Raw genomic sequence first — 25,422 nt, 5'->3', positions numbered from 1 at the left:
GAATCCGGGAAATGAATATGATGAAGACCACACCTGCAATGGCTAAACACATCGTTGATGTTGTGCCGCGTAATGGCGAGAAAGTGACGCATTTCGAAGGGGCCACAGGCATTACGCTTGCCGTATCGCCTAATAGCATTGTGCTGGTTCATGCTTCATCCGGGGCAGTGCTGCGTTATGAGCGCCACGGCAACGATCTGCTTATCTATCTTGAGGATGGTTCCGTCATTGAGTGTCGTGACTACTTTGCATCTGAAGATAACCGGCTGGCTTTTGAATCACAGACGGCCGAGTTTGAGCAAATTATTTTCACGACGGATGCCCCTGACTCCACCGCAGAGATCCTCACTTTGCAGCCTGAAAAGGAGACCATTCGCGGATTAGCGCCCCTGATGGAAACAGAGCATAACGGTATTGATCCCATGTGGCTGTGGACTGGATTGGGCCTTCTGGCAGGCGGCGCGATCGGGGCGGTGGCTGGTGGCGGTAGTAGCGGCGGAAGCGGTCACAGCAGCGATGATCACCATGAAGAACCGGACAATGGCGGCGGTAGCACTCAAGCTGCGTTGATTACGATTAACCCGATTGAGCACGGCGGGATTATCAACGCTGAGCTTTCACTACAGCCGATGACGCTCAACGGCACCAGCGACCTGGCTGCGGGTACGTCGATTGTCGTGACGGTCAACGGTAAAGACTATCGTTGTGTGGCAGGTGCGGATGGATCGTGGTGTGTCACGCTTTCCGCTGCGGATGTCAGTGCGATCTCTGATGGTCTTTGTACCGTCAGCGTACATGCATTCGACGCGCAGAATTCCAGTACAGTGGTCGCACAAACGGGAACCTCTTTTGTGGTCGATACCTGTCTGCCTGTGATTACGTTCAAGGGAATTGGCGACAATATCTTAAACGCGCAAGAGCTCCACCAGGAGCAGACGCTTTCGGGCACCGTAGCTGGCGCGCGGCCAGGCGATACTCTGGTGCTTAAGCTAAATGGGCATACCTATCAAGCGGTGATTCAGGGCGACCTGAGTTGGAAGATTACGCTTCCCGCAGCGGACCTTGTTGCACTGACGGATGGTAGCCAGTCCTATACCGCCAGCGTAGTCAACTACTGCGGAAACTGTGGCGAAGGCGCAGGTTCCTTTATGATTGACACGTTGGCACCTTCCGTGGCGATTGACAGTATCACTGCGGATAACATCATCAACAAAAATGAACATCAGCAGGCGCAAGTCATCAGCGGTACAACTTCTGGTGCAATGGCTGGCGACAGTATTCGTGTCACGATTGGCGATAAAGTTTACACAACCACGGTAGAGGCCAGCGGCAAGTGGCAAGTGGGGGTCCCGGCTGAGGATATGCAGGCGTTAGCTGAGGGGAAAATCACCCTCAGCGCCACCGTGACGGATGCCGCAGGTAACACCCGAACGGCGACCCATGATGTACAGGTCGATTTGATGGGACCCATCATCACCATCGATCCCATGGCCACAGATGACATCATTGATGCTATTGAAAAACAGGAACCCTTGACCATCAGTGGTTCCTGCGGGACTGACGTCACTGGTGTTACGCTTCTGATCGGGGGGGCAGTCTATACCGCCACGGTAAGCGGAAATTCCTGGTCGGTTACCTTGAGCGCAGCCCAAACCGCCGCGCTGCCTTCCGGCGATCTGATCGTTGTTGCCACGGCAACCGACAGTACAGAGAACAGTACTGTCTCCTCCCGTTTGCTACATGTTGATAGTTTCATGACTCCAGCCATCAGTATTGATACCTTCGCTGGCGACAATATTTTGAACGCCTTCGAGGCCGGAGAGAGTCAGGTGCTGTCCGGTCAAGTATTCAACGCTAAGGCTGGCGATGTAGTGACGGTGAAAATCGGCGCGCGTGAGTACACCACTACAGTTACGGAAAGCGCGCAAGGTATGCTGGTCTGGAATATTTCCATTCCTTCCGTTGACCTGTCGGCGCTGGCCCAGGGTACTCAGATTATTCAGGCCACCATCACCAACAGCAGTTATGTTACTGCACAGAGTTCCCTCACGGTAACAGTAGACACCACGCGACCAACGGTCACCCTTAACACGGTAGCCAGCGATGACATCATCAACGCTACGGAACACGCAACTGCCCAGATTATCAGTGGTTCGTCGACGAATGCGCCAGCCGGTTCATTGGTGACAGTTAACCTGAACGGTAAAGATTACACCACCACCACCAAAGCCGACGGCACATGGAGCGTGGGTGTTCCTGCGAAAGACATTACCGCACTGGCGGATGGCATGCAGGCTATCACGGTGGATATCGTCAACCCTGTGGGTAATATTGGGCATGGTTCACATGACATCACCGTTGATTTGACCGGGCCGGCCATCACTATCAGCACGGTTTCCGGCGATGACGTGATTGATGCGGTGGAAAAAGAACAGGCACTGACGATTAATGGCACCTGCGAAGCGGGTACGGTCACCGTCAGGGTGATTATTGCGGGTATTTCACATGATGCTGTAGTGGATGGAACGACCTGGTCATTGGCGCTTAATTCGGGCGAAATCAGTTCATTACCGGCCGGGGATATCACAATTTTTGCAGTGGCGACTGATGCTGTTGGCAACAGCACAAATGCCATACCACATCCTGTGCGGGTGGATAATGACACCGCGCCGGCGATTGTTATCCACCCTGTTGCGACAGATAACTGTATTAATGCGACGGAAGTGGCCAGTGATTTGATTATCACGGGTCAGGTGCTTAATGCATCGCCGGGCAATACCGTTGAAGTCACTTTCAATGGCACGAAATATACCACGACGGTGAACGCTGATTTTACCTGGTCGGTTACGGTTCCGAAGGCTGATTTGTCCTCACTGACAGAGGGCAGTACCGTCAGTGTCAGTGCTAAGGTTACGGCCAGTAATGGTACGACCGGACAAAGCCAGCCGTGTGATGTTACGGTGGATATCAGTTCCCCGGTCATTACGATTGATAAATTTGCCAGCGATGATGTGATTAACAGCGCTGAACACGGTGTAGCGCAGATCATCAGCGGAAGTGCGACAGGCGCGACGACCGGTGCGATTGTTACGGTCACGCTGAATGGCAAGACATATACCACGACGCTGGATGCCAACGGGAACTGGCGTGTGGGCGTACCGGTTACGGATATAGCGCTGCTGACCGAAGGGGCGGCGACAATCACGGCGCGTGTCAGCGATGTGGCGGGGAACAGCGGCAGCGCAACCCACAACATCTCGTCAGACCTGACCGGCCCTTTGCTGACAGTCAGTACAGTCGCGCTGGATGATATCGTCAACGCGGCTGAGAAAGGTGCTGACCTGACGCTGAGCGGTACCTGCGGTACTGACGTCGCCAGCATCAGCGTGATGCTTAATGGCAAAGACTATACCGCGACCGTCAGCAACGGCAGCTGGTCCGTCACGGTTCCGGCGGCGGATGTGGCGAAACTGCCGGAAGGCAGCCTGGCGCTGACGGCTACGGCGACCGATGCGGCGGGTAACAGCACGACGGCAACGCATGCGTTCAGCGTGGACAGCCGGAGTCCGGCCATCACCATTGATGCGCTGGGCGATAACATTCTCAACGCGGCCGACGTGACAGCAGACCAGACCCTGAGCGGTCACGTGACCGGTGCCGTGGAAAGCGACAGCGTTACTGTGACGCTCAACGGCAAAACCTACACCACCACGGTGGCGGCAGACCTGAGCTGGGCGATAACAGTCCCTGCGGCAGACCTGGCTGCGCTGGGCAACGGCACGGCCACAATCTCGGCGGAAGTGACCACGGCCAGCGGCAACCAGGGTTCGGCGAGCCACAATATCACGGTGGATGTCAGTGCCCCGGCGGTGACCATCGATAACGTCACGACCGACGACATCCTGAACAGCAGTGAACATGACGTGGCGCAGATTATCAGCGGCACGGCGACCGGGGTGAGTGCGGGCACCCCCGTGACGGTGACCCTGAATGGTAAGACCTATACCACCACCACGGGAGCGGACGGCAGGTGGAGTGTGGGGGTGCCGGCTGCGGATGTCACTGCCCTGGCCGAAGGGGCGGCGACAATCACGGCGCGCGTCAGCGATGTGGCGGGGAACAGCGGCAGCGCAACCCACAACATCTCGTCAGACCTGACCGGCCCGGCGCTGACAGTCAGTACAGTCGCGCTGGATGATATCGTCAACGCGGCTGAGAAAGGTGCTGACCTGACGCTCAGCGGTACCTGCGGTACTGACGTCGCCAGCATCAGCGTGATGCTTAATGGTAAAGACTATACCGCGACCGTCAGCAACGGCAGCTGGTCCGTCACGGTTCCGGCGGCGGATGTGGCGAAACTGCCGGAAGGCAGCCTGGCGCTGACGGCCACGGCGACCGATGCGGCGGGTAACAGCACGACGGCAACGCATGCGTTCAGCGTGGACAGCCGGAGTCCGGCTATTACCATTGATGCGCTGGGCGATGACATGCTCAACGCGGCCGACGTGACAGCAGACCAGACCCTGAGCGGTCACGTGACCGGTGCGGCGGAAGGCGACAGTGTCACTGTGACGCTCAACGGCAAAACCTACACCACCACGGTGGCGGCAGACCTGAGCTGGGCGATAACAGTCCCTGCGGCAGACCTGGCGGCGCTGGGCAACGGCACGGCCACAATCTCGGCGGAAGTGACCACCGCCAGCGGCAACCAGGGTTCGGCGAGCCACAATATTACGGTGGACGTCAGTGCCCCGGCGGTGACCATCGATAACGTCACGACCGACGACATCCTGAACAGCAGTGAACATGGCGTGGCGCAGATTATCAGCGGCACGGCGACCGGGGTGAGTGCGGGCACCCCCGTGACGGTGACCCTGAACGGTAAGACCTATACCACCACAACCGGAGCGGACGGCAGGTGGAGTGTGGGGGTGCCGGCTGCGGATATAGCGCTGCTGACCGAAGGGGCGGCGACAATCACGGCGCGCGTCAGCGATGTGGCGGGGAACAGCGGCAGCGCAACCCACAACATCTCGTCAGACCTGACCGGCCCGGCGCTGACAGTCAGTACAGTCGCGCTGGATGATATCGTCAACGCGGCTGAGAAAGGTGCTGACCTGACGCTCAGCGGTACCTGCGGTACTGACGTCGCCAGCATCAGCGTGATGCTTAATGGTAAAGAATATACCGCAACGGCAGTTGATGGGGGGTGGATTATCTCCATTCCCAGGGTCGACGTAACGAAACTGCCGGAAGGAGATCTGACGGTTAGCGTGGTGGCGACGGATGCGGCGGGTAACAGCACGACTGCAACGCATGCGTTCAGCGTGGACAGCCGGAGTCCGGCTATTACCATTGATGCGCTGGGCGATGACATGCTCAACGCGGTCGATGTGACAGCAGACCAGACCCTCAGCGGTCACGTGACCGGTGCCGTGGAAGGCGACAGTGTCACTGTGACGCTCAACGGCAAAACCTACACCACCACGGTGGCGGCAGACCTGAGCTGGGCGATAACAGTCCCTGCGGCAGACCTGGCGGCACTGGGCAACGGCACGGCCACGGTGTCGGCAGAAGTGACCACCGCCAGCGGCAACCAGGGCACCTCGACTCACAGTATTACTGTCGATACAACTGCTCCGGTAGTGACCATTGAGGCAGTAACAGCAGATAACATCATTAACGACGCAGAGCATGGTGCGGCACAGATCATCAGCGGTACCGCCAGCGGGGTGAATACTGGAGCAACCGTCACTGTATCGCTGAACGGACACACATACAGCGCCACGGTGGAAGCGGGGGGGACATGGAGTATCGGTGTTCCAGAGGCGGATATCGCGGGTCTGACAGACGGTTCGGTCACGATCAAGGCAGACGTTTTTGACTCTGCAGGCAACAAGGGCTCCACCACACATGATTTCACTGTCGAGCTGACGGGGCCCGCCCTGACGATTAATGCCGTCGCAGTGGATGATATTGTCAATGCCGTAGAAAAAGGTGCTGATTTGGTGCTGAGTGGCACCTGTGGTAGCGACGTCGCCAGCGTGAAGGTGACATTAAACGGTAAAGTGTATACCGCGACGGCAATTAGCGGCGCCTGGGTTCTCACGGTGCCTGCGGAAGATGTGGCGAAACTGCCAGAAGGTGGTGTAAATGTCACGGTAACGGCCATTGATACGATTGGGAATATCACGACGGTCAGTCATGCTTTCAGCGTGGACAGTCACATACCTTCCATCTCCTTCAATGCTCTGGGCGATGACATGCTTAACGCCGTCGAGGTGGCGGCAGACCAGACCCTGAGCGGTCACGTGACCGGTGCGGCGGAAGGCGACAGCGTCACTGTGACGCTCAACGGCAAAACCTACACCGCCACGGTGGCGGCAGACCTGAGCTGGACAGTTACGGTGCCGGCAGCTGACCTGGCGGTGCTGGGCAATGGCACCGCCACGATTTCGGCGGAAGTGACCACTGCCAGCGGCAACAAAGGCTCGGCGACCCACGATATCACGGTGGATGTCAGCGTCCCGGTCGTGACCATCGATCCGATCACGGCGGATAATGTCATTAATGGCGCGGAACATAGTAACGCTCAGATTATCAGTGGTACTGCAAGTGACGTCAGCGCCGGAGCGGTCGTGACGGTTACTCTGAATGGCAAAACATACACCGCCATCACAGATGCAAACGGCAAATGGAGTATCGGCGTACCGGCAGCGGATATCGCCGCGCTGGAAACAGGAATGGCCACGGTCAAGGCCGAGGTTGGCGACACTGCGGGCAACAAAGGTTCCGCCACACATGATTTTACCATTGACCTGGTAGGTTCAGCGCTGACGATAAATACCGTCGCGGTGGACGACATCGTCAACGCCACCGAGAAAGGTGAAGACCTTGTGTTAAGTGGCTCCTGCGATGCGAGTGCCACCAGTGTGAAGGTGACGCTAAACGGTAAAGAATATACTGCGACGGTAACCGGCGGGACCTGGAGCCTGACCGTTTTGGCTGCTGATGTCAGTGCTTTGACGGAAGGGGTGAACACGATCTCTGCGAGCGCAAGCGATAATGCAGGCAACACTACGGCAGCAAGCAAATCTGTTACGGTCGATTCGACTGCTCCTGTGGTTGTGATTAGCGCTGTCGCAACGGATGACATTTTCAACAACATCGAACACGGTACCGCTCAGACTATCAGTGGTTTTGCCGCTGGTGTGAGTGCCGGTACGACTGTCACTGTCACACTCAATGGAAAAACCTACACTACTACCACCAATACGAATGGCACATGGAGTATAGATGTCCCGGCTATTGATATGGCGGCTATCGCGGAAGGGACAACCACCATCACCGCGCAGATCGTGGATATCGCGGGCAATACAGGCAGCGCGACCCGCGATGTGATCACTGATATCACCGGACCGGCAATTACCATTAATACTGTCGCGGGTGATGACATCGTTGATATTGAAGAGAAAAAAGGAACCTTAACCATCAGTGGTACCTGCAGTACGGATGCGGAATTCATCACCGTGGTTATTGATGGCAAAACATACAATGCCACCATTGATGGAACGACCTGGTCTGTTGAGCTGAACACTGCACAAACGGAAGCATTACCCGCAGGCGATCTGACGATCCTCGTGAAGGCAATGGACGGCATTGGCAATAGCACGACGGATACGCATGTCATTCATATCGATGGTGATATGGATCCGGTCATTCTGATTGATTCAGTGACGGTGGATAATCGCCTGAACCAGGCCGAAGTGGCCGTCAATCAGGAGATTACGGGTAAAGCGACGATGGCGTCGGCAGGTGACACTGTCGTCGTCACCCTAAATGGTAAAACGTACAACGCCACCGTCGCGTCTGACCTTACCTGGAAAGTGACGGTACCGGCTGCGGATTTGGCGGCGCTCGGTGAAGGGGCTGCTACGGTAACCGCAGAACTTATGCTGGATGGTAATGTCATCAGCAGTTGTACTCAAAGTTTTACGGTCGATACGATCGGACCGGTGCTGACCATCAACCCCGTCGCCACGGACGATATTATAAACAGTGCCGAGCATGGCATGACGCAGATAATCAGCGGTACTGCCGCTGGCGCTAGTGCTGGAGCCACCGTGACGGTCACCCTGAATGGTAAAACCTATACGGCTGCAGTAACGGCTGAGGGAAATTGGTTGATCAGTGTTCCGACATCAGACGTAGCGGCACTGAACTCCGGAACAGTGACTATCAAAGCGGAAGTTGCTGATGCAGCAGGCAATAAAGGTAGTGTGACACATGACGTTGTGATTGATGTGACCGGTCCGACACTGGCGATAGATACCGTCACAGCAGACGATATCGTCAATTCTGCAGAGAAAAACGCGGCTCTGTCCTTGTCAGGAACCTGCGGTACCGACGTCACTGCAGTGACAATTATCCTCAACGGTAAAGAATATACCGCCATTGTTACCGGCGCGACCTGGAGCGTTGAGATTCCAGCCGCTGATGTCAAAGCACTTCCGGTAGGTAACCTCAATGTGACGGCAACCGCCATTGATACGGCAGGTAACAGCACCACTGCAAATCACAGTTTTACAGTGGATAACCAGGCATCAATTATCACTATCGATGCCCTGGGTGATGATGTGTTGAACGCGGCGGAAGTTGCGGTCGCTCAGAATATCAGCGGTAAAGTGATGGGGGCTGCAGAGGGAGACTCGGTTGTCGTTACTCTGAACGGCAAAACGTACACCACCACCGTGAAGTCTGATCTGACCTGGACAGTCACCGTGGCGGCAACGGATCTGACCGCTCTGGCGCAAGGTCAGGCGACCATAACCGCAGAAGTCACCAACGCCAGCGGTAACCGTGGTAACAGTAGCCACACCGTACTTGTCGATACGCTTGCACCTGTGGTCACGATGAATACCGTGGCAACGGATGACATCATCAATATCGCCGAGCACAACGTTGCACAAATGATCAGTGGTACCGCCACAGGGGTTAACGCAGGTGCGACTGTCACTGTCACGCTGAATGGTCACGCCTGGACCACCACAGTGGGTAGCGATGGGACCTGGAGCATGACGGTGCCGGCCGCCGATATCGCTGCGCTGGCTGCAGGGACAGCAACCTTTAAAGCCGAAGTGACTGATGCCGCAGGCAACAAAGGAAGTACGACCCGCGATGTCACTGTTCACCTGAGCGCTCCGGCGTTGGACATCAACACTATCGCGGACGACGATATCATTAATGCGGTAGAAAAAGGAACGGCACTGGTACTGAGCGGTACCTGCGGAGAGGATGTTACACACATCAACGTAGTGCTGAATGGTAAAGAGTATACCGCGACGGTGCTTGACGGTAGTTGGGTCCTCACGATACCGGCAGTGGATGTGGCTAAATTGCCGGAAGGTAGCCAGGTAGTTACCGCAAGCACCACTGATGAATCAGGTAACACCACCACCGCAATCCATAACTTTAATGTGGACAGCCATCTACCGACAATCACTATCAATGCTCTGGGCGATGATATGTTAAGCGCGGCGGAGGTTGCAGAAAATCAGACCATTAGCGGTAAAGTGATTGATGCAGCCGTGGGTGACACCGTTGAGGTCACTCTGAATGGTAAAACGTACACCACAACGGTTGCGGTCGATCTCTCGTGGACGGTAACTGTACCGGCAGAAGATCTGTCTGCCCTGACGCAAGGTCAAACAGCGATTGTGGCAACGGTAACGTCGTCTGACGGCAACAGTGGTAGCGTCACGCGCAATATCATTGTCGATACGGCGGCGCCCGTAGTCTCCATTGATGCCGTGACAGGCGACGATATCATTAACAGCTCTGAGCACGGTACTACGCAGATTATCAGCGGTACAGCTACCGGAGTCAGTGCCGGGAGCGTAGTGACAGTAACCCTGAACGGTAAAAGCTACATTACCGCAACGGATGGAAGCGGTCACTGGAGAGTGGGCATTCCGGCTGAAGATATCTATCGACTTGATGACGGGATTGCGACATTCAAAGCGGAAATCACGGATTCGGCTGGCAATAAGGGCAGTGTTTCCCGTGATGTTACGGTTAATTTGGCCGATCCTATCATCACTATCAATACCGTAGCCGAGGACGATATTGTCAATAGCACCGAGAAAGGTGCTGACCTGATGTTTAGCGGGAATTGCGGGTTGAATGTCACTCACGTCAAAGTGACACTGAATGGCAAGGAATATACCGCAACGGTCGTCGACAATAACTGGGTGCTGACGATCCCCGCTGCTGATGTGGCCCTGCTTCCTGAAGGCAATTTGAGTGTCGCTGTGATCGCTATCGACAATAGTGGTAATAGCACCCTCATCTCCCACAATTTCATCGTGGACAGTCAGTCGCCAGTGGTCACGATTAATCCTCTGGGTGACGATATTTTGAATGTGTCCGAGGTGGCTGCTGAGCAGACCCTCAGCGGGACGGTAACCGGTGCTGATGAAGGCGACATCGTCACTGTCATCCTGAACGGCAAAACGTACACCACGACCGTGAAGGCCGATCTCACCTGGTCGGTTAAGGTTCCAGCCGTTGACCTGGCGGCGCTTGGGGAAGGTAACGTCACCATTACGGCGGAAGTGACCGCTGCAAACGGTAACAAAGGCTCGGCTACGCATGACATCACTGTCGATATGACTGTTCCGACAGTGACCATCGACAGCGTGACGGCTGATAATGTCATTAATGGTGCCGAGCACGCTACCGCGCAGATTATCACGGGTACCTCCACTGGCGTCAGTGCCGGGGCGACAGTGACCGTCACTCTGAACGGCAAAACATACACCACTACCACGGATGTGAACGGCAAGTGGAGTGTCGGCGTTCCAGCCTCGGACATCGCCGCACTGGAGGACGGTTCCGCTACGATCAAAGCAGAAATTTCCGATTCCGCAGGCAACAAAGGCACCGTCACACATGATTTCACCCTTGATCTGACGGGACCCACCTTAACGGTTGATAAAGTGGCTGGCGACGACATCGTTAACATCGCCGAAAAGTCAGGTTCATTAGCGATTACGGGCACAAGCGATCTGGAAGGTGGGACAATCACCGTTGTTCTGAATGGAAAAACCTATACAGCCATAGTCTCTGACGGAAAATGGAATATCACGCTAGCTGCGGCGGAGGTGCAAACTCTTGCCCAGGGCGAAATCACCTTTACGGCATCGGTGAGTGACAGTAGCGGTAATACAACATCAGTTCCGCATACCTTTGCAATTGATACCACTGTACCCACGGTGATAATCAATGCGGTTTGCGTCGATAACATCATTACCGCCAATGAACTTAACAGTAACCCCAGCATTACGGGGAGTGTCATTGGCGCTAAACCCGGTGATATTGTCACTGTGCATATTGGTGCTCACGATTACATGGCAACGGTTAACAGCGACTTGAGCTGGAGCGTGGTGGTTCAATCTGCCGACCTGAAAGCGTTAGGCAATGGCTTAAGTACGATTACCGCTGAAGTGACAAACGCGCAAGGAAATACAGGTAAAGGCGAGCGCGATATTAATATTGATGCCAATCTGTCAGAAATTTACATCAACCCGGTATCGGGTGATGACGTCGTTAACTTTATTGAGCATTCTGGCAATATTTATATTACCGGTAGCAGCAGTGGTTTTGCACCGGGAGCCATTCTAACCATAGAGATCAATGGCAAAACTTACCAGGCGGAAGTTAAGGCCGGAGGGTTATGGCAAGCCAATGTGCTTTCAGCAGATGTTGCTCTCTGGGATGGAACAGAAACAATCAAAATATCAGGAGATGATGTTAACGGAAACACTATCACTAAACTTCATGATTTCACGATTAATACATCTCTCCCTGCTATTACCGTCGATCCCATCACTGCAGACGATGTGATTAATGCTGATGAACAATCTCAGTCATTAATTATCAGTGGTTCTACTGCCGGTATGGAAGAAGGTCAATTAGTCACTATCACGTTTGCGAATAAAATGTATACCGCAACCGTAGATGCAAACGGGCACTGGGAAACAACAGTCACCGCAACCGACATGGCTGCCCTACAGAACGGTTTGATCACCGTTCAGGTTCATGTCACAAATACAAATGGCGAAAGCGCGAGCGCAGCCAGAGCGGTACTTGTCGACCAGGATGTTCCCGTTATTGTCATTACTTCAATGGCCGGCGGCGACAACGTTATTAACGCCGAAGAGAGCACGAAATCCGTCGTTATTAGCGGTGTTGCTGGCGTGCCGACAGGGACAAGCATCGAGATAACGTTAAACGGTAAATCTTACACCACGGTAGTGGAAACCGGTGGCACATGGTCTGTTACCCTTCCCGGAACAGACGTCACTGGGCTGACGAACAGTGACTACACCGTGACGGCCAGCGTGACCGATCGTTATGGCAATAAAGGCAGTACAGAAGAGGTATTAAACATTGATGTCACTTTGCCAACGGTCAAGTTTGATGACCCTATTACTGACGATAACGTCATCAATAACGCTGAACATAATTCGGCGATACTGATAACGGGTACCAGTACGAATTCAGACATCGGGGATACCGTTGTTGTAAAAATTGGAACAAAAACCTATACCACACAGGTCGATGAAAACGGTAACTGGAGTATTGGTGTTCCGGCAAGCGTGGTAAAAACCTTACCTGAAGGTGAAAATACTTTCTTCGTCACCATTACGGATAGCGTGGGGAATAGTTCAAACGACAGTAAAGTCATCAATGTTATTACGGCATTGCCAACTATTACGATGGATACCGTCGCGCTGGATAATATCATCAATGCTCAGGAGGCAGGCACTGCACTGACTTTAAGCGGAACCAGTAATGCGGCAGATGGTGCGCAGGTCGTCGTGAATTTTGGCACGAAGAGTTATATCGCAACCGTTAATTCAGGTGTGTGGAGTCTGACGGTATCCTCGGCAGATTTACAGTTATTGAGTAATGGCAATTATGCTATTACCGCCAGCGTGACAGATCAATATCATAATGGGCAGTCAACAACACATAATGTCACGGTTGATACACGTGTTCCAGTTATTACTTTTAACAGTTTTGCTGTGGATGATATTGTCGATGCCGCAGAAGCCGCTACCGCTCAGGTGCTTTCCGGTCATGTGACAAATGCACAGCCTGGCGAAAAAGTGATTATTCACTTCGGAAGTCATACGTACGAAACTGTGGTGAAAAGTGATTTAAGCTGGAGCATCAACATCTCAGCAGCTGATGTTCAGTCACTTGGCGATGGTAAGACGACGATAACTGCAGAGATCACCACGGATTCCGGAAATCATGCACAAACCCGGCATGACATTACCGTCGATGCAAACCTTCCGACGCTGATAGTCAATGAGGTTTCTGGTGACGATATTATTAATGTCATTGAACATGATGCGCCGGTGGTGATTACCGGTTCGAGTAAAAATGTCGAATCTGGCGCTATTGTTACCATCACGGTTAATGGTATAGAGCACGAAGCCGTTGTTAAAACCGATGGCACATGGCAAGTGGGGTTCACGAAAGAAGAAGTGAGCGCGTGGCCTGCCGGTGAACTTGATGTGAAAGCCAGTGTAAATAATGGCATGGGTAATGCGACGATTACGGTTAATCCGGTTCAGGTTAATCTTAATGGTCCGGCGATCAGTATTGATGCTATTGCGACAGATAACATTATCAACGCAGTTGAAAAATCGGTGAGTTTGATTATTACCGGGAAAACCCTGGGCGTTGAAGCCAATTGTACGGTCATGCTTAAATTAGGCGGTAAAAATTACACCGCGAAAGTTAATGCTGACGGTACCTGGTCAATCCAGATCCCTTCTGCGGATATGGCGACATTGCCTAACGGGACACTGGATGCTACGGCTATCGTTTTAAATAAAGCTGGCAATAAAGCTGAATGTTCTCAGGGGGTTCTGGTGGACAGTATATCGTCTGTACTGACGATTGATACCATTGCCCAGGATAATATTATTAATCGTGCTGAACATGCCGATTCTGTTCAAATCAGTGGTTTCAGTGATGCAGGTGAAGGGAAAAAAGTTCAGGTCACTCTTAACGGTAAAACTTATGACACGTTAATTGATTCAGATGGAAAGTGGAGCGTGATTGTTAGTGTCAGTGACGTAAATACACTGACGGACGGCACAAAATCTGTTGTCGTCAGTGTGAGTGACGATGCTGGTAACCAGACGACAAAAACCGTTAATATTCTTGTCGATCTCACCGAGCCGACGCTGTCTTTTGACAGCAAACAGGCGATCGACAATGTGATAAATGCCACCGAACATGAACAGGCTCAGGTCATAACGGGGACGTCCACTGGGCTCGCTGAAGGCGCGACCGTCGTGGTTAAGATTACGAATGCCAATGGTGTCATCAAATCATTTACAACGGCGGTCGATGTAGAGGGTAAGTGGAGTATCGGTATTAGTGCAGATATTGTTCGCGGCCTTGCGGATGGAACTTATACACTCACAGCCGATGCTAAAGATTCGTCGGGTAACCCGGCAAGCCAGGCAACGCATGATATTGATGTAAAAACGATAAGCCCTGAATTATCGATCACTACGACCTCTGCGGGTAACGATAATATATTAAATAAAACAGAGAAAGCTGATGGTTTTTCTATTTCAGGTGATGCAAATTTACCGGATGGAAGCATATTGACCGTCACATTTAATGGTAAAATTTATCACCCGGAAATATCAGGTGGACATTGGGTTATCAATATCTCTCCTGCGGATATTGCATCTGTAAATGATGGTTCATATATCATCTATGCGCAAGCAAAAGATGTGAATGGAAATATCACGACGATCAGTAAAAATATTATCGTCGATACTGTTGCACCCATCGCAATTATTAATGTTGTTGCGGGTGATGATATTGTTAACTCTGCTGAAGCAGAAACCGGGCAGATCATCAATGGCAAGGTGATCAATGGTGTCGCTGGCGATATTGTAAAAGTGACTTTAGGGAGTAAAACGTACACCACAACTGTGGGTAGCGATCTTACCTGGAGCGTAACTGCTCCTGCTGAGGATTTAAAAGCGTTGAATAACGGTGCTAATACCATTAACGTGATCGTGGTGGATGGCGCAGGTAACGAAAGTGTAAACTATCCGCATGAAATTGGTATTGCGATTAAAATGCCAGAATTAACAATTGATGATATCTCTGGCGATAAGGTCATCAATAAGATTGAACATGGCCAGCCCCTTATTATTACAGGAAGTGCAACGAATTTATCCAGTGGGGATGTTGTTCAAATTATTATCAGCGATGGTATTACCAGTAAAACATATTCTGGTACCGTCGGAGCCGACGGACATACCTGGGTTGTACTGGTACCAAAAGACGATGTTGCAGCCTGGGGCGATAATACTGACTTGACGTTTACGGCTACGGCAACAGATGCCTATGGTAATAAATCTGCGGAAATAACCACGACTGCTACCGTAAACTTAGACAGTGTTGCCATTTCACTGGATTCTGTTGCGGGCGATAATATTATTAATGAGGCAGAAGCCAGTAATGAGAATGGTCTGGTTCTTTCAGGCCAAACAAGTAATGCGAAAGATGGTGATACTGTCACGGTTACTTTTGCTGGCAAGACGTATACAACAGTCGTTTCTAACCCGGAAAACGATGAATCGGGCACCTGGACCTTGACGATCCCCAAAGAAGATCTGGAAGGGTTGACTATCGGCAACAATAACGAAGTAAAAGTGAGAGTCACTAATGATCTTGGCATCAGTGCGGAAGAACATCGGTTTATTACCTATGAACCTGTTCCGCCAACGATCACTATTTCTGTTATCAGCGGCGATAATATTCTGAGCGCATCAGAAATGGGTCAGCCTTTGCAAATTAAAGGCACCTCATCGAGTGACACCCTGGGGCAAACATTAACGGTCACATTTAATGGAAAAACCTATACCACTATAGTGACTTCAGACGGCTCCTGGTCTGTCTCTGTTCCCGCCTCCGATTTGACCAATATGCAAAATGGTCTGTATGACGTCAAAGCTGAAGTCAACGATCTGGCAGGTAACCATGGCACGATGTTGGCAGACCCACCATTACAGGTATCACTGAAGGTACCGCAAATTGTTATTGATCCGATAACCGGTGACAACTTTATCAATGCGGCGGAGCATAGCAGCAGCACGAATCTGGCCATCACGGGTACTACCATTGATGCTGAACCAGGGGCTACGGTTAGGGTGACGCTCGGTGGCGTAAATTATAATACTACCGTGAAGGCTGATGGTTCGTGGAGCCTGATTATCAATGCGGCGGTTATTCAAGGTTTAGCTGAAGGGACTGTGTTGGTTGATGCCATGGTCCAGGACAGCCATGGTAACTCCGGTTACGCACCTCAAGTTAAAGTTACGGTTGACACCATTGCTCCGGTGATTTCTATCGATACTGTTGCAACAGATAACATTCTGAATACGGATGAACTCACTGCACTTAATGGACAAACAATTTCAGGGACTGCATCCGTTTCTGAGGCAGGGCGTACTCTCTATGTGGTTATTTCAGGTAATGGCGTAAACCAGAGCTATACCGCTGTAGTTGGTGTGGATGGGAAATGGTGCATCAATATCCCGACAGGAGAATTGGCTGATTTTACAAACGGCAATTATGATATTACGGCTACGCTAAAAGATGCCGCAGGTAACGAAGAGACAAAAACGAAGAAAATAAGAGTTGATGATACTAAACCTGTTATTACGATCGATCTCTTCTCGGGTGATGACCGCATAAATAACAGTGAATATACTAAATCACAAATTATTAGCGGTACGACAGATGCGGCAGCAGGCAGAACAGTCACAGTTATTTTTGGTGACGGCACCGCGAATGCCAAAACGTACACCACGACCGTAAGCAGTGATGGAAAATGGAGCGTTACGATCGGTGCGGAAGATATGGCGCTGTTGAGTGATGGCAGCTACGTTATCAAGGCATCGGTCGATAATGTCATTGGCAATCATGGTTCATCAACTCGCCCGATAGTCATTGATGCCACTCCTCCGGTCATTGCTTTTGATACCAATATTGCGGGTCAGGACAATGTTGTGAATATCACTGAACAGGTCGATGGTATTCGGGTCTCAGGCACAACGACCGCTGATCCAGGCCAGACGGTCACCGTCACGTTTAATAACAGCAGTAATTATTCCGCGACGGTTGCCGCAGACGGTTCATGGTATGTCGATCTCTCAGGAAACGACTTCACTGCATTGGCAGACGGCGATTATACCGTTACCGCTGTGGTGACAGACAAAGCAGGTAATACCTCTTCAACAGCCAGTAAAACGATTACATTGAGTGACGAGAAATTCACGTTAACGATAGATGACTTTACTGGCGATGTCTGGCTTAACAATGCAGAAGCTTCGACCGTACAAAAAGTTACCGGGACATCATCGGCGTCGGATGGGACCGTCGTCACGATCACGATAAATAACAAAACTTACACCACAGTAGTGTTAAGTGGAAAATGGAGCTGCGATGTTAGTGTCGCCGATTTATCGTTGTTCACTGACGGGGCGCAGTATGCGATAGAGGCAAGTATCTCGAATACCATTGGTAACGTGACAAATGCTTCTAAGCATTTTACCGTAGATAAATCAGTACCAACGTCACTGATTAGCGTTGATTCTATTACTGATGATTCAGGTCTGAGTTCGAATGATTTTATTACCAACGACCGATCTCTCACCATTAAGGGGTCGTTAGATAAAGCACTGGGTGTGAATGAAAAAGCACAGATCAGTATCGATGGTGGCATGACCTGGACGTCCCTTAACGTCACAGGAACAGACTGGAGTTATATTGATGGACGTTCACTGAGTGAGGGGAAACAGATTTATCAGGTTCGTGTTATTGATGAGGCAGGAAATATAGGTAATACCGTCTCCCGGGATGTGGTAATTGATACAACAAAACCCTCTGAGGCGATAACACTCACCATAGACAGTATTACAACGGACAGCGGGATATCTGGCAGCGATTTTATTACCAACGATACAATGCTGACTATTAAAGGCAAAATTGGCGCGGCTTTAGGTAATGGTGAACATGTCCAGATTAGCCTTGATAATGGTATTACATGGTCAAACGTCTCTTTAAACGGTCTTGACTGGACATACGATTGCGGTGAATTGACGGGAACGGTGGCCTGCAAAGTTCGCGTTATTGATGATGCTGGAAATATAGGGTCCACAGCCAGTCGCGATATTGTGATTGATACTACGATCTCCGATACGGTCGTTGCCATTACCAGTATAAGCGACGATACCGGCACGCTGGGAGATTCCAAAACTAACGATACAACATTGACGATTAATGGTTCGCTAAATCAGGCGCTGTTAGTCGATGAAATGGTTCAAATCAGTGTGGATGGCGGAGCCTGGAAAACGGTGATGGTGACCGGGACGTCATGGCAATATGCAGACTCGACTGTTCTGACAGAAGGTTCTCACTCCTGGTCAGTAAGGATTATTGATAAAGCGGGAAATATAGGTTCAACAGCGCAGAAAGACGTTGTTATTGATACCACCCTCTCGGGGGCGACAATTGCTGTCACATCAATAGACACCGACACGGGCAAGAGCAATGTCGATTTTATTACCGCGAATAATACGCCAACATTAAAAGGTTCGGTGAGTCAGGTACTGGCGGCAGATGAAAGACTTGAGATCTGTATCGATGACGGAACCTGGCAAAGCGTAACGCTGGATGGAGTCAATTGGAGTTACGCTACTGCAGTATTAGCCGATGGCGAGCATACTTATTCCTTACGAATTATTGATGATGCCGATAACGCCAGTACTATTACAACGCAAAAAGTTGTCATCGATACCGTTGCGCCGCTCGCCATGCCAGAAATTGTCAGTTATACGGACAATAACGGTAAGAAGCAGGGGACTTTCGATTCTGTCATCTCCAGTGATGATAAAACCCCATGCCTGAATGGCACATTGACCAAAGCTCTCGGAAGCGGTGAGGTTGTCGAAATTTACCGAAATGGTGTAGTCGTGGGCCAGGCCGCCGTCACAGGGTTGACCTGGACCTGGACTGACAATTTGACAAGTTTGTCCGATGGTACTTACACCTATAGCGCCAAAGTTGTCGATGTCGCGGGGAATTCCAGTGCCTCCAGCAATTTTGATTATGTTCTGAACACAGTACTGCCGACCTTAACCGCTGTAATGTCGGCATTTACGACAACAGATACAACACCTGTATTGAGCGGCACCTTCAACGGTACTGGTGATTTCTTATCCACGTATATTCTGGAAGTGACCGTTAATGGAAAAACGTATTCCTCCGCTGATGGTTCTGTAGTCATCGATATCCTAAATAAGACCTGGTATCTACAGATACCCGACCAGAATATTTTGACAGTCTCAGGTACTGCCTATTCTGTAAACATGCAGGTATCAACGTTAACCGGAAATGGTGGAGATATAACAAATTCAGCCGTGACAATCGGTGCAGAAACGGCCATGGTGGGGCCCGCAATCAATAGCGAAAACTATAACCCGGCGCTTGCAGGAGGGGTGACGTTAGATGCTAACGGGATGTGGATGTTTACTGCAAATGATACCTTAAGTGCGTCTATAGACAGAAATACTTATACCAAAACAGTATTGCCAATCACGGGTTATTACAATGCTTCAAGCTTCCTCGACTATAATCGTGATGGCTATATGGATATCGTGGCAGAATCTACGGGATATGATAATTTCTATTTGTATACAAATAGTGGTGTTAACACGTTTACCCGCAAAGATACACGTATTGGTGGTGGCGGTATTGATGGTGGTGACTCTGGCACTATTGTCACAGCCGACTTTAATGGCGATGGCTATGCCGATTTTATATTCGGTGATAATAACCTCAACTCAAGTGCGTATTTCATCAATAGCAAAGATGGTTCATTTGCACAAAAACTATCCCGAAGTTCGGCTACTGGGGTTACTAAAGGTAAAACGGTTTCTGGTTGGATTTCTGGTGCAGAGTTATCAATTGTAGATTTGAATAATGACGGGAAATCTGATGTTGTCATGCACACAACGAATAACTCAAACAACTACGAGTTATCCTCCATGCTTGGTAATGGTGACGGCACGTTTATCTGGCAGCAAGAAATAGCAAATGCCTTTTATTCTACTTCTGACTCGAATTACAATACATCATTAACATGGGCCGATTTTAATAATGATGGGTACATGGACCTTTATATGTCTATGTGGCGAAATAATGGATTTAATGGAAAATTGTTGCTAAATGATGGCAGTGGAAATCTGAATGAACCCACTGCAGTTGATTCTGAAGGGGTACGTAGCGGATACTCCCTGGCTATCGACTGGAACCATGATGGTTACATGGATATAGTAAAAACTGGAAACGCCGGTTGGAACAGTAACTATAAATCATACATTTATTTAAATGATGGCACAGCGAAATTCACTAAACAGGTTTTTGGTACTAGAATAAATTCTGTGGTAACCGCTGTTGCAACCATGGATTTCGACTGGGATGGCTCTAAAGATGTACTTATAAGTTATCAGAATGGCCAGACAGAACTTGTCAGAAATACAAATGTTGTCGATAACGGTTCGTCCCTACATTTTAAAATAGTCGACCAAAATGGTATTAACTGTTATTTTGGTAATACCGTTAATCTTTATGACTCAAAAGGTAAGCGAGTTGCCAGCCAAATATTGAATACTCAATCAGGTATGGGGGTTAACGATTCTTCAGCAATTGTTGATTTCTATGGCCTAAATTCGAGAGAAACCTACCGAGTTGAATTGGTGTATCAGGAAAACGGTATTTCTAAAACCATGACTGACAGCATCAATGTTGCATGGGGTGGGCTTAAAGCTGGCGTTGCCAATGAGAATATCTGTTTGAGCGTTGAGAGTGACTCAGCGATGAATAACGGTAAATTTGTCGGTACCGGTTATAACGACACTTTTACTGCTACTACGGGAACAGACGTTTATGATGGCTCCGGTGGCTGGACAACAGCCTCACAGCACAACACCTGGTCTTCAACTGGTGGGGTAGATACCATCGACTTTGCGCAAGCGACGACGGGTGTCACGGTTGACCTGTCTAAAACAGGTGCGCAAAGCACAGGGTTTAACACCATAACGCTCAAAAATATAGAAGGTATTGCGGGTTCTGCCTTTAACGATACGTTGACAGGAAATGCCGGTGATAATGTGTTTGAAGGCCGCGGCGGAAACGATACGATTAATCTCGGCAATTCAGGGCACGATACGCTGTTATATAAACTGATATCAAACACCAGTGACGGTGGTGTGGGCCACGATGTGATCAATGGCTTTAAGGTGGGCACCTGGGAGGGAACGGAAAATACCAGTCGTATTGATATCAGTGACTTGCTTAAAGACAGCGGATATACCGGGACGGCCAGCGCTCATTATGTTAATAACGTCGCAAAGCTTGATAATCCTGCGGACGATATCGATAAATTTGTTCATGTGGTACAGAACGGTGAAAATGTGGATATTCAGATAGATCGTGACGGGACGGGAGAGACGAATGACTTCCAGACAGTGGCGACGCTCGATAATACGCACACTGATTTATTAACCTTACTGGCAAACCATCAGCTGATTGTTGTTTAATCGGTATCATTAAAAACGAAAAGGGCGATCAACAGGCTGTCGCCCTTTATTATTTTAATATCATACCCTCAATTGTATCTTAATATACGGCTGATAGCTCAGGGTAGGGAGTCGCTAAAGGGTAATGCTCTGGCTGAGTAGAAGAGGCAGAGACTCGGTATCTGCTGTCAATACGACCAGAAATCCACTGGAACGCCAAATAGCAAAAACCCGCCTTGTGGGCGGGTTCTTTAGAATAGTGGTGCCCGGACTCGGAATCGAACCAAGGACACGGGGATTTTCAATCCCCTGCTCTACCGACTGAGCTATCCGGGCAACGGGGCGCATTAAAACCGATCCGCCTCGTTTCGTCAACGAAATTTCTTCAAATCAATGCAGACTGCACAATCTATCACCACTTTGCTGTTATTGCACGCATCTTCAGGCAAAAAACGCGGTCCAGGCGGCGGAGATCGGCATTGCCAACAGCAGGGCAGGAAGCATATTCACCACAGCAAACATCTTAATCCCGCAGATACGTAAACCGGTCGCCAGCAGGAGCAGTCCGCCCACGGCGCTAAAATCCGCCATCATCGCAGGGGTGGTGAGCGGCAGGAGTAACGCAGCGCTGGCGGCCAGAATTAACTGGATAACGAGCATTGGCGCAGAGATGGCGGAAACCGCGATCCCCAACGAGCAGGCAAAAATCATCGCGGTAAAGAAATCGAGAAAAGACTTGGCGATTAAGATGCTCGGATCGCCCGTCATTCCCTCATGCATCGAGCCGAAAATACCGGTGCCGCTTGCGCAAAAGAGCACAATGATAGCCACGTAATTCTGGATAAAGGTGTCGTGGACAGCCGTTTTTCCCTGCTTCTTAAACAGTTGCTGCGCTTTTGCGACTGCTGAGTTAATCCCTCTTTCCAGGAAACAGATTTCGCCAATCAGCGCGCCAATAAGAGTCGCCAACACCATCACGGGCAGGTTGGCGCATTTGATGATCAGTAAAATACCGATACCCAGTGAGGCCAGACCGAATATTGAGGTCATTGAGACGCGAAGACGTTCCGGTAAACGCTGGCTGAGAAGTGAACCGGCAACACCGCCAATCAACACGGCGCTGGCATTAATAAAAGGACCAATAACCATATTAGCTTCCATAACTATACTGTCGGATTGCATTATTATGCCCTGATTATCGCGTTTAATGGCGGTTTCTTAGCAAAGTGAATGCATACGGATTTTATCTTGCAGCCCCTGGGGAAAGGTGCCATGATTGCGCGAATTTTCTCCTGTCTGAATGGGGTTGCCTGGGATGAATGTATTCCCCTCACATCACCTTCAACATCGCCATTTCGCGCGAATCTTGTCTTTGCCTGTGACCTCCCGACATTCGTTCGCCATGCGGTGAGGGAAGCGTACGCTCACTGCAGGACAACAGTAAAATCAGATAGTGTCTGCTTTTACTGATGTCTGGCGGTCGGAGCTGGTGACCAGTTTGACCCGACAAATCGTTCGGCAAGGCCATTGTGCTTTGTCCGGGGCTTTTACACTCCCGAAACGGGTTTTTGTGCTTATGAAATCAATGAATATTGCCGCCAGCGGTGAGCTGGTAACCTGCTTGTCTACTCATCGTCATGTGGTGGCGCTGGACAATACCGATTTTACCGACGTCGCGGCAGTCGTCATTACCGTTGCGGACAGCCGTAGCGGCATTCTTTCCCTGCTCAAACGTACCGGTTTTCATTTGCCGGTATTTATGTTCTCAGAAGAGATGACAGATGCGCCTGCGGGCGTCGAGGCGGTCATTGCGGGTAGCGCGCAGGACTGGCTGGAGCTGGAGTCTGCCGCCTGTCGCTATGAAGAGGATCTGTTGCCGCCATTTTATGACACGCTGACCCAGTACGTTGAGATGGGCAACAGTACCTTTGCGTGCCCCGGGCATCAGCATGGCGAGTTTTTTAAAAAACATCCTGCGGGACGCCATTTTTATGACTTTTTCGGTGAAAACCTGTTTCGTGCAGACATGTGCAACGCCGATGTGAAGTTAGGCGATCTGCTGATCCACGAAGGTTCAGCGAAACACGCGCAGAAATTTGCCGCCAAAGTATTCCATGCGGATAAAACCTATTTTGTGCTCAACGGGACGTCAGCGGCGAATAAAGTGGTTACCAATGCGCTGCTGACACGCGGCGATTTGGTATTGTTCGATCGTAACAACCATAAGTCGAATCATCATGGTGCGCTGATTCAGGCGGGCGCTACGCCGGTTTACCTTGAGGCGGCACGTAACCCGTTTGGTTTTATCGGCGGCATTGATGAACATTGTTTTGACGAGGCGTATCTGCGCGAGCAAATTCGCAATGTCGCGCCGGAAAAGGCAGATAAAGCGCGGCCCTTTCGTCTGGCCATTATTCAGCTTGGCACCTATGACGGCACTATCTACAACGCGCGTCAGGTGATCGATAAGATAGGTCACCTTTGCGACTACATCTTGTTTGACTCGGCCTGGGTGGGTTATGAGCAATTTATCTCAATGATGGCGGATGGCTCTCCGCTGTTGCTGGAGCTGAATGAAAACGATCCGGGCATTTTTGTCACCCAGTCTGTCCATAAACAACAGGCCGGTTTTTCGCAAACTTCGCAGATCCACAAGAAAGATAACCACATTCGTGGCCAGGCGCGTTTCTGCCCGCATAAGCGGCTGAATAATGCCTTCATGCTCCATGCGTCGACCAGTCCATTCTATCCGTTGTTTGCGGCGCTGGATGTTAACGCCAAAATTCATGAAGGAGAGAGCGGTCGTCGTTTGTGGGCTGAATGTGTCGCGCTGGGCATTGAAGCGCGTAAAGCCATTCTCGCCAGCTGTAAGATGCTTCTGCCTTTTATTCCTCCCGTTGTCGACGGCAAACCGTGGCAGGAAAATCCCACGGCGGTAATTGCCAGTGAGCGTCGCTTCTTCAGTTTTGAACCCGGCGCGAAATGGCATGGCTTTGAAGGGTATGCCGACGATCAGTATTTTGTCGACCCCTGCAAGCTACTGCTGACGACGCCTGGCATTGATGCTGAAACCGGGCGTTATACCGATTTTGGGATTCCCGCCACCATTCTGGCGCACTATCTGCGCGAAAACGGCATCGTGCCGGAGAAATGCGATCTCAACTCGATTTTGTTCCTCCTGACGCCTGCGGAAAGTGCCGGGAAAATGGCGCAACTGGTGGCGATGCTGGCGCAGTTTGAACAGCATATTGAAGACGATACGCCACTTTCAGAAGTGTTGCCGACCATCTTCAATAAATACCCGGTGCGCTATCGCGACTATACCCTGCGCGAACTGTGTCAGGAAATGCATGATCTGTATGTCAGTTTTGATGTTAAAGATCTGCAAAAAGCGATGTTCCGTCAGGAGAGTTTGCCAAAAGTGGCGATGAATCCTCAGGATGCCAACAGCGCGTTTATCCGCGGTGATGTCGAGCTGGTGCGTATTTGCGATGCAGAAGGTCGTATCGCGGCGGAAGGGGCGTTGCCTTACCCTCCTGGCGTTCTGTGCGTGGTTCCCGGTGAAGTGTGGGGCGGCGCGGTCCAGCGTTACTTCCTGGCGCTGGAAGAGGGTGTAAACCTGTTACCCGGTTTCTCGCCAGAGCTACAGGGCGTGTACAGCGAAACAGACGCAGACGGCATTAAGCGTCTGTATGGCTACGTGCTGAAGTAAGCATGAAAAAAAACGGGTCAC

At 50.7% G+C, this 25,422-nt stretch carries 3 protein-coding genes and 1 tRNA gene; 2 read left to right on the top strand and 2 right to left on the bottom strand.

What is annotated here, in order from left to right:
• The first annotated feature begins 17 nt into the window (after positions 1 to 17).
• Positions 18 to 21,710: an Ig-like domain-containing protein gene (locus NNO04_RS06365; RefSeq protein ID WP_271443956.1), complete on the top strand. Its 21,693-nt coding sequence runs from the start codon at positions 18 to 20 to the stop codon at positions 21,708 to 21,710.
• A gap of 239 nt (positions 21,711 to 21,949) precedes the next feature.
• Here the strand turns inward: NNO04_RS06365 and NNO04_RS06360 are convergent.
• A tRNA-Phe gene (locus tag NNO04_RS06360) sits at positions 21,950 to 22,025 on the bottom strand.
• A 105-nt stretch (positions 22,026 to 22,130) separates the two neighbouring features.
• A complete protein-coding gene (locus tag NNO04_RS06355; RefSeq protein WP_271443955.1) occupies positions 22,131 to 22,838 on the bottom strand; it encodes a DUF554 domain-containing protein in 708 nt (235 codons plus the stop codon).
• A gap of 427 nt (positions 22,839 to 23,265) precedes the next feature.
• Between NNO04_RS06355 and NNO04_RS06350 the strand changes: the two genes are divergently transcribed.
• Entirely contained in the window at positions 23,266 to 25,401 is a 2,136-nt protein-coding gene (locus tag NNO04_RS06350; protein ID WP_271443954.1) for an ornithine decarboxylase, read from the top strand.
• Positions 25,402 to 25,422 lie beyond the last annotated feature (21 nt).

Source organism: Citrobacter sp. Awk 4, assembly GCF_028069725.1.
Lineage (GTDB): Bacteria > Pseudomonadota > Gammaproteobacteria > Enterobacterales > Enterobacteriaceae > Citrobacter_D.
The sequence above is the reverse complement of the archived record's forward strand: the minus strand, read 5'-3'. Positions and strand labels throughout refer to the sequence as shown.

Bases quoted from the DNA above. Each gene is read 5' to 3' on its own strand.
- NNO04_RS06365 (WP_271443956.1), top strand. From the start codon at position 18: ATGATGAAGACCACACCTGCAATGGCTAAACACATCGTTGATGTTGTG.
- NNO04_RS06355 (WP_271443955.1), bottom strand. From the start codon at position 22,838: ATGGTTATTGGTCCTTTTATTAATGCCAGCGCCGTGTTGATTGGCGGT.
- NNO04_RS06350 (WP_271443954.1), top strand. From the start codon at position 23,266: ATGAAATCAATGAATATTGCCGCCAGCGGTGAGCTGGTAACCTGCTTG.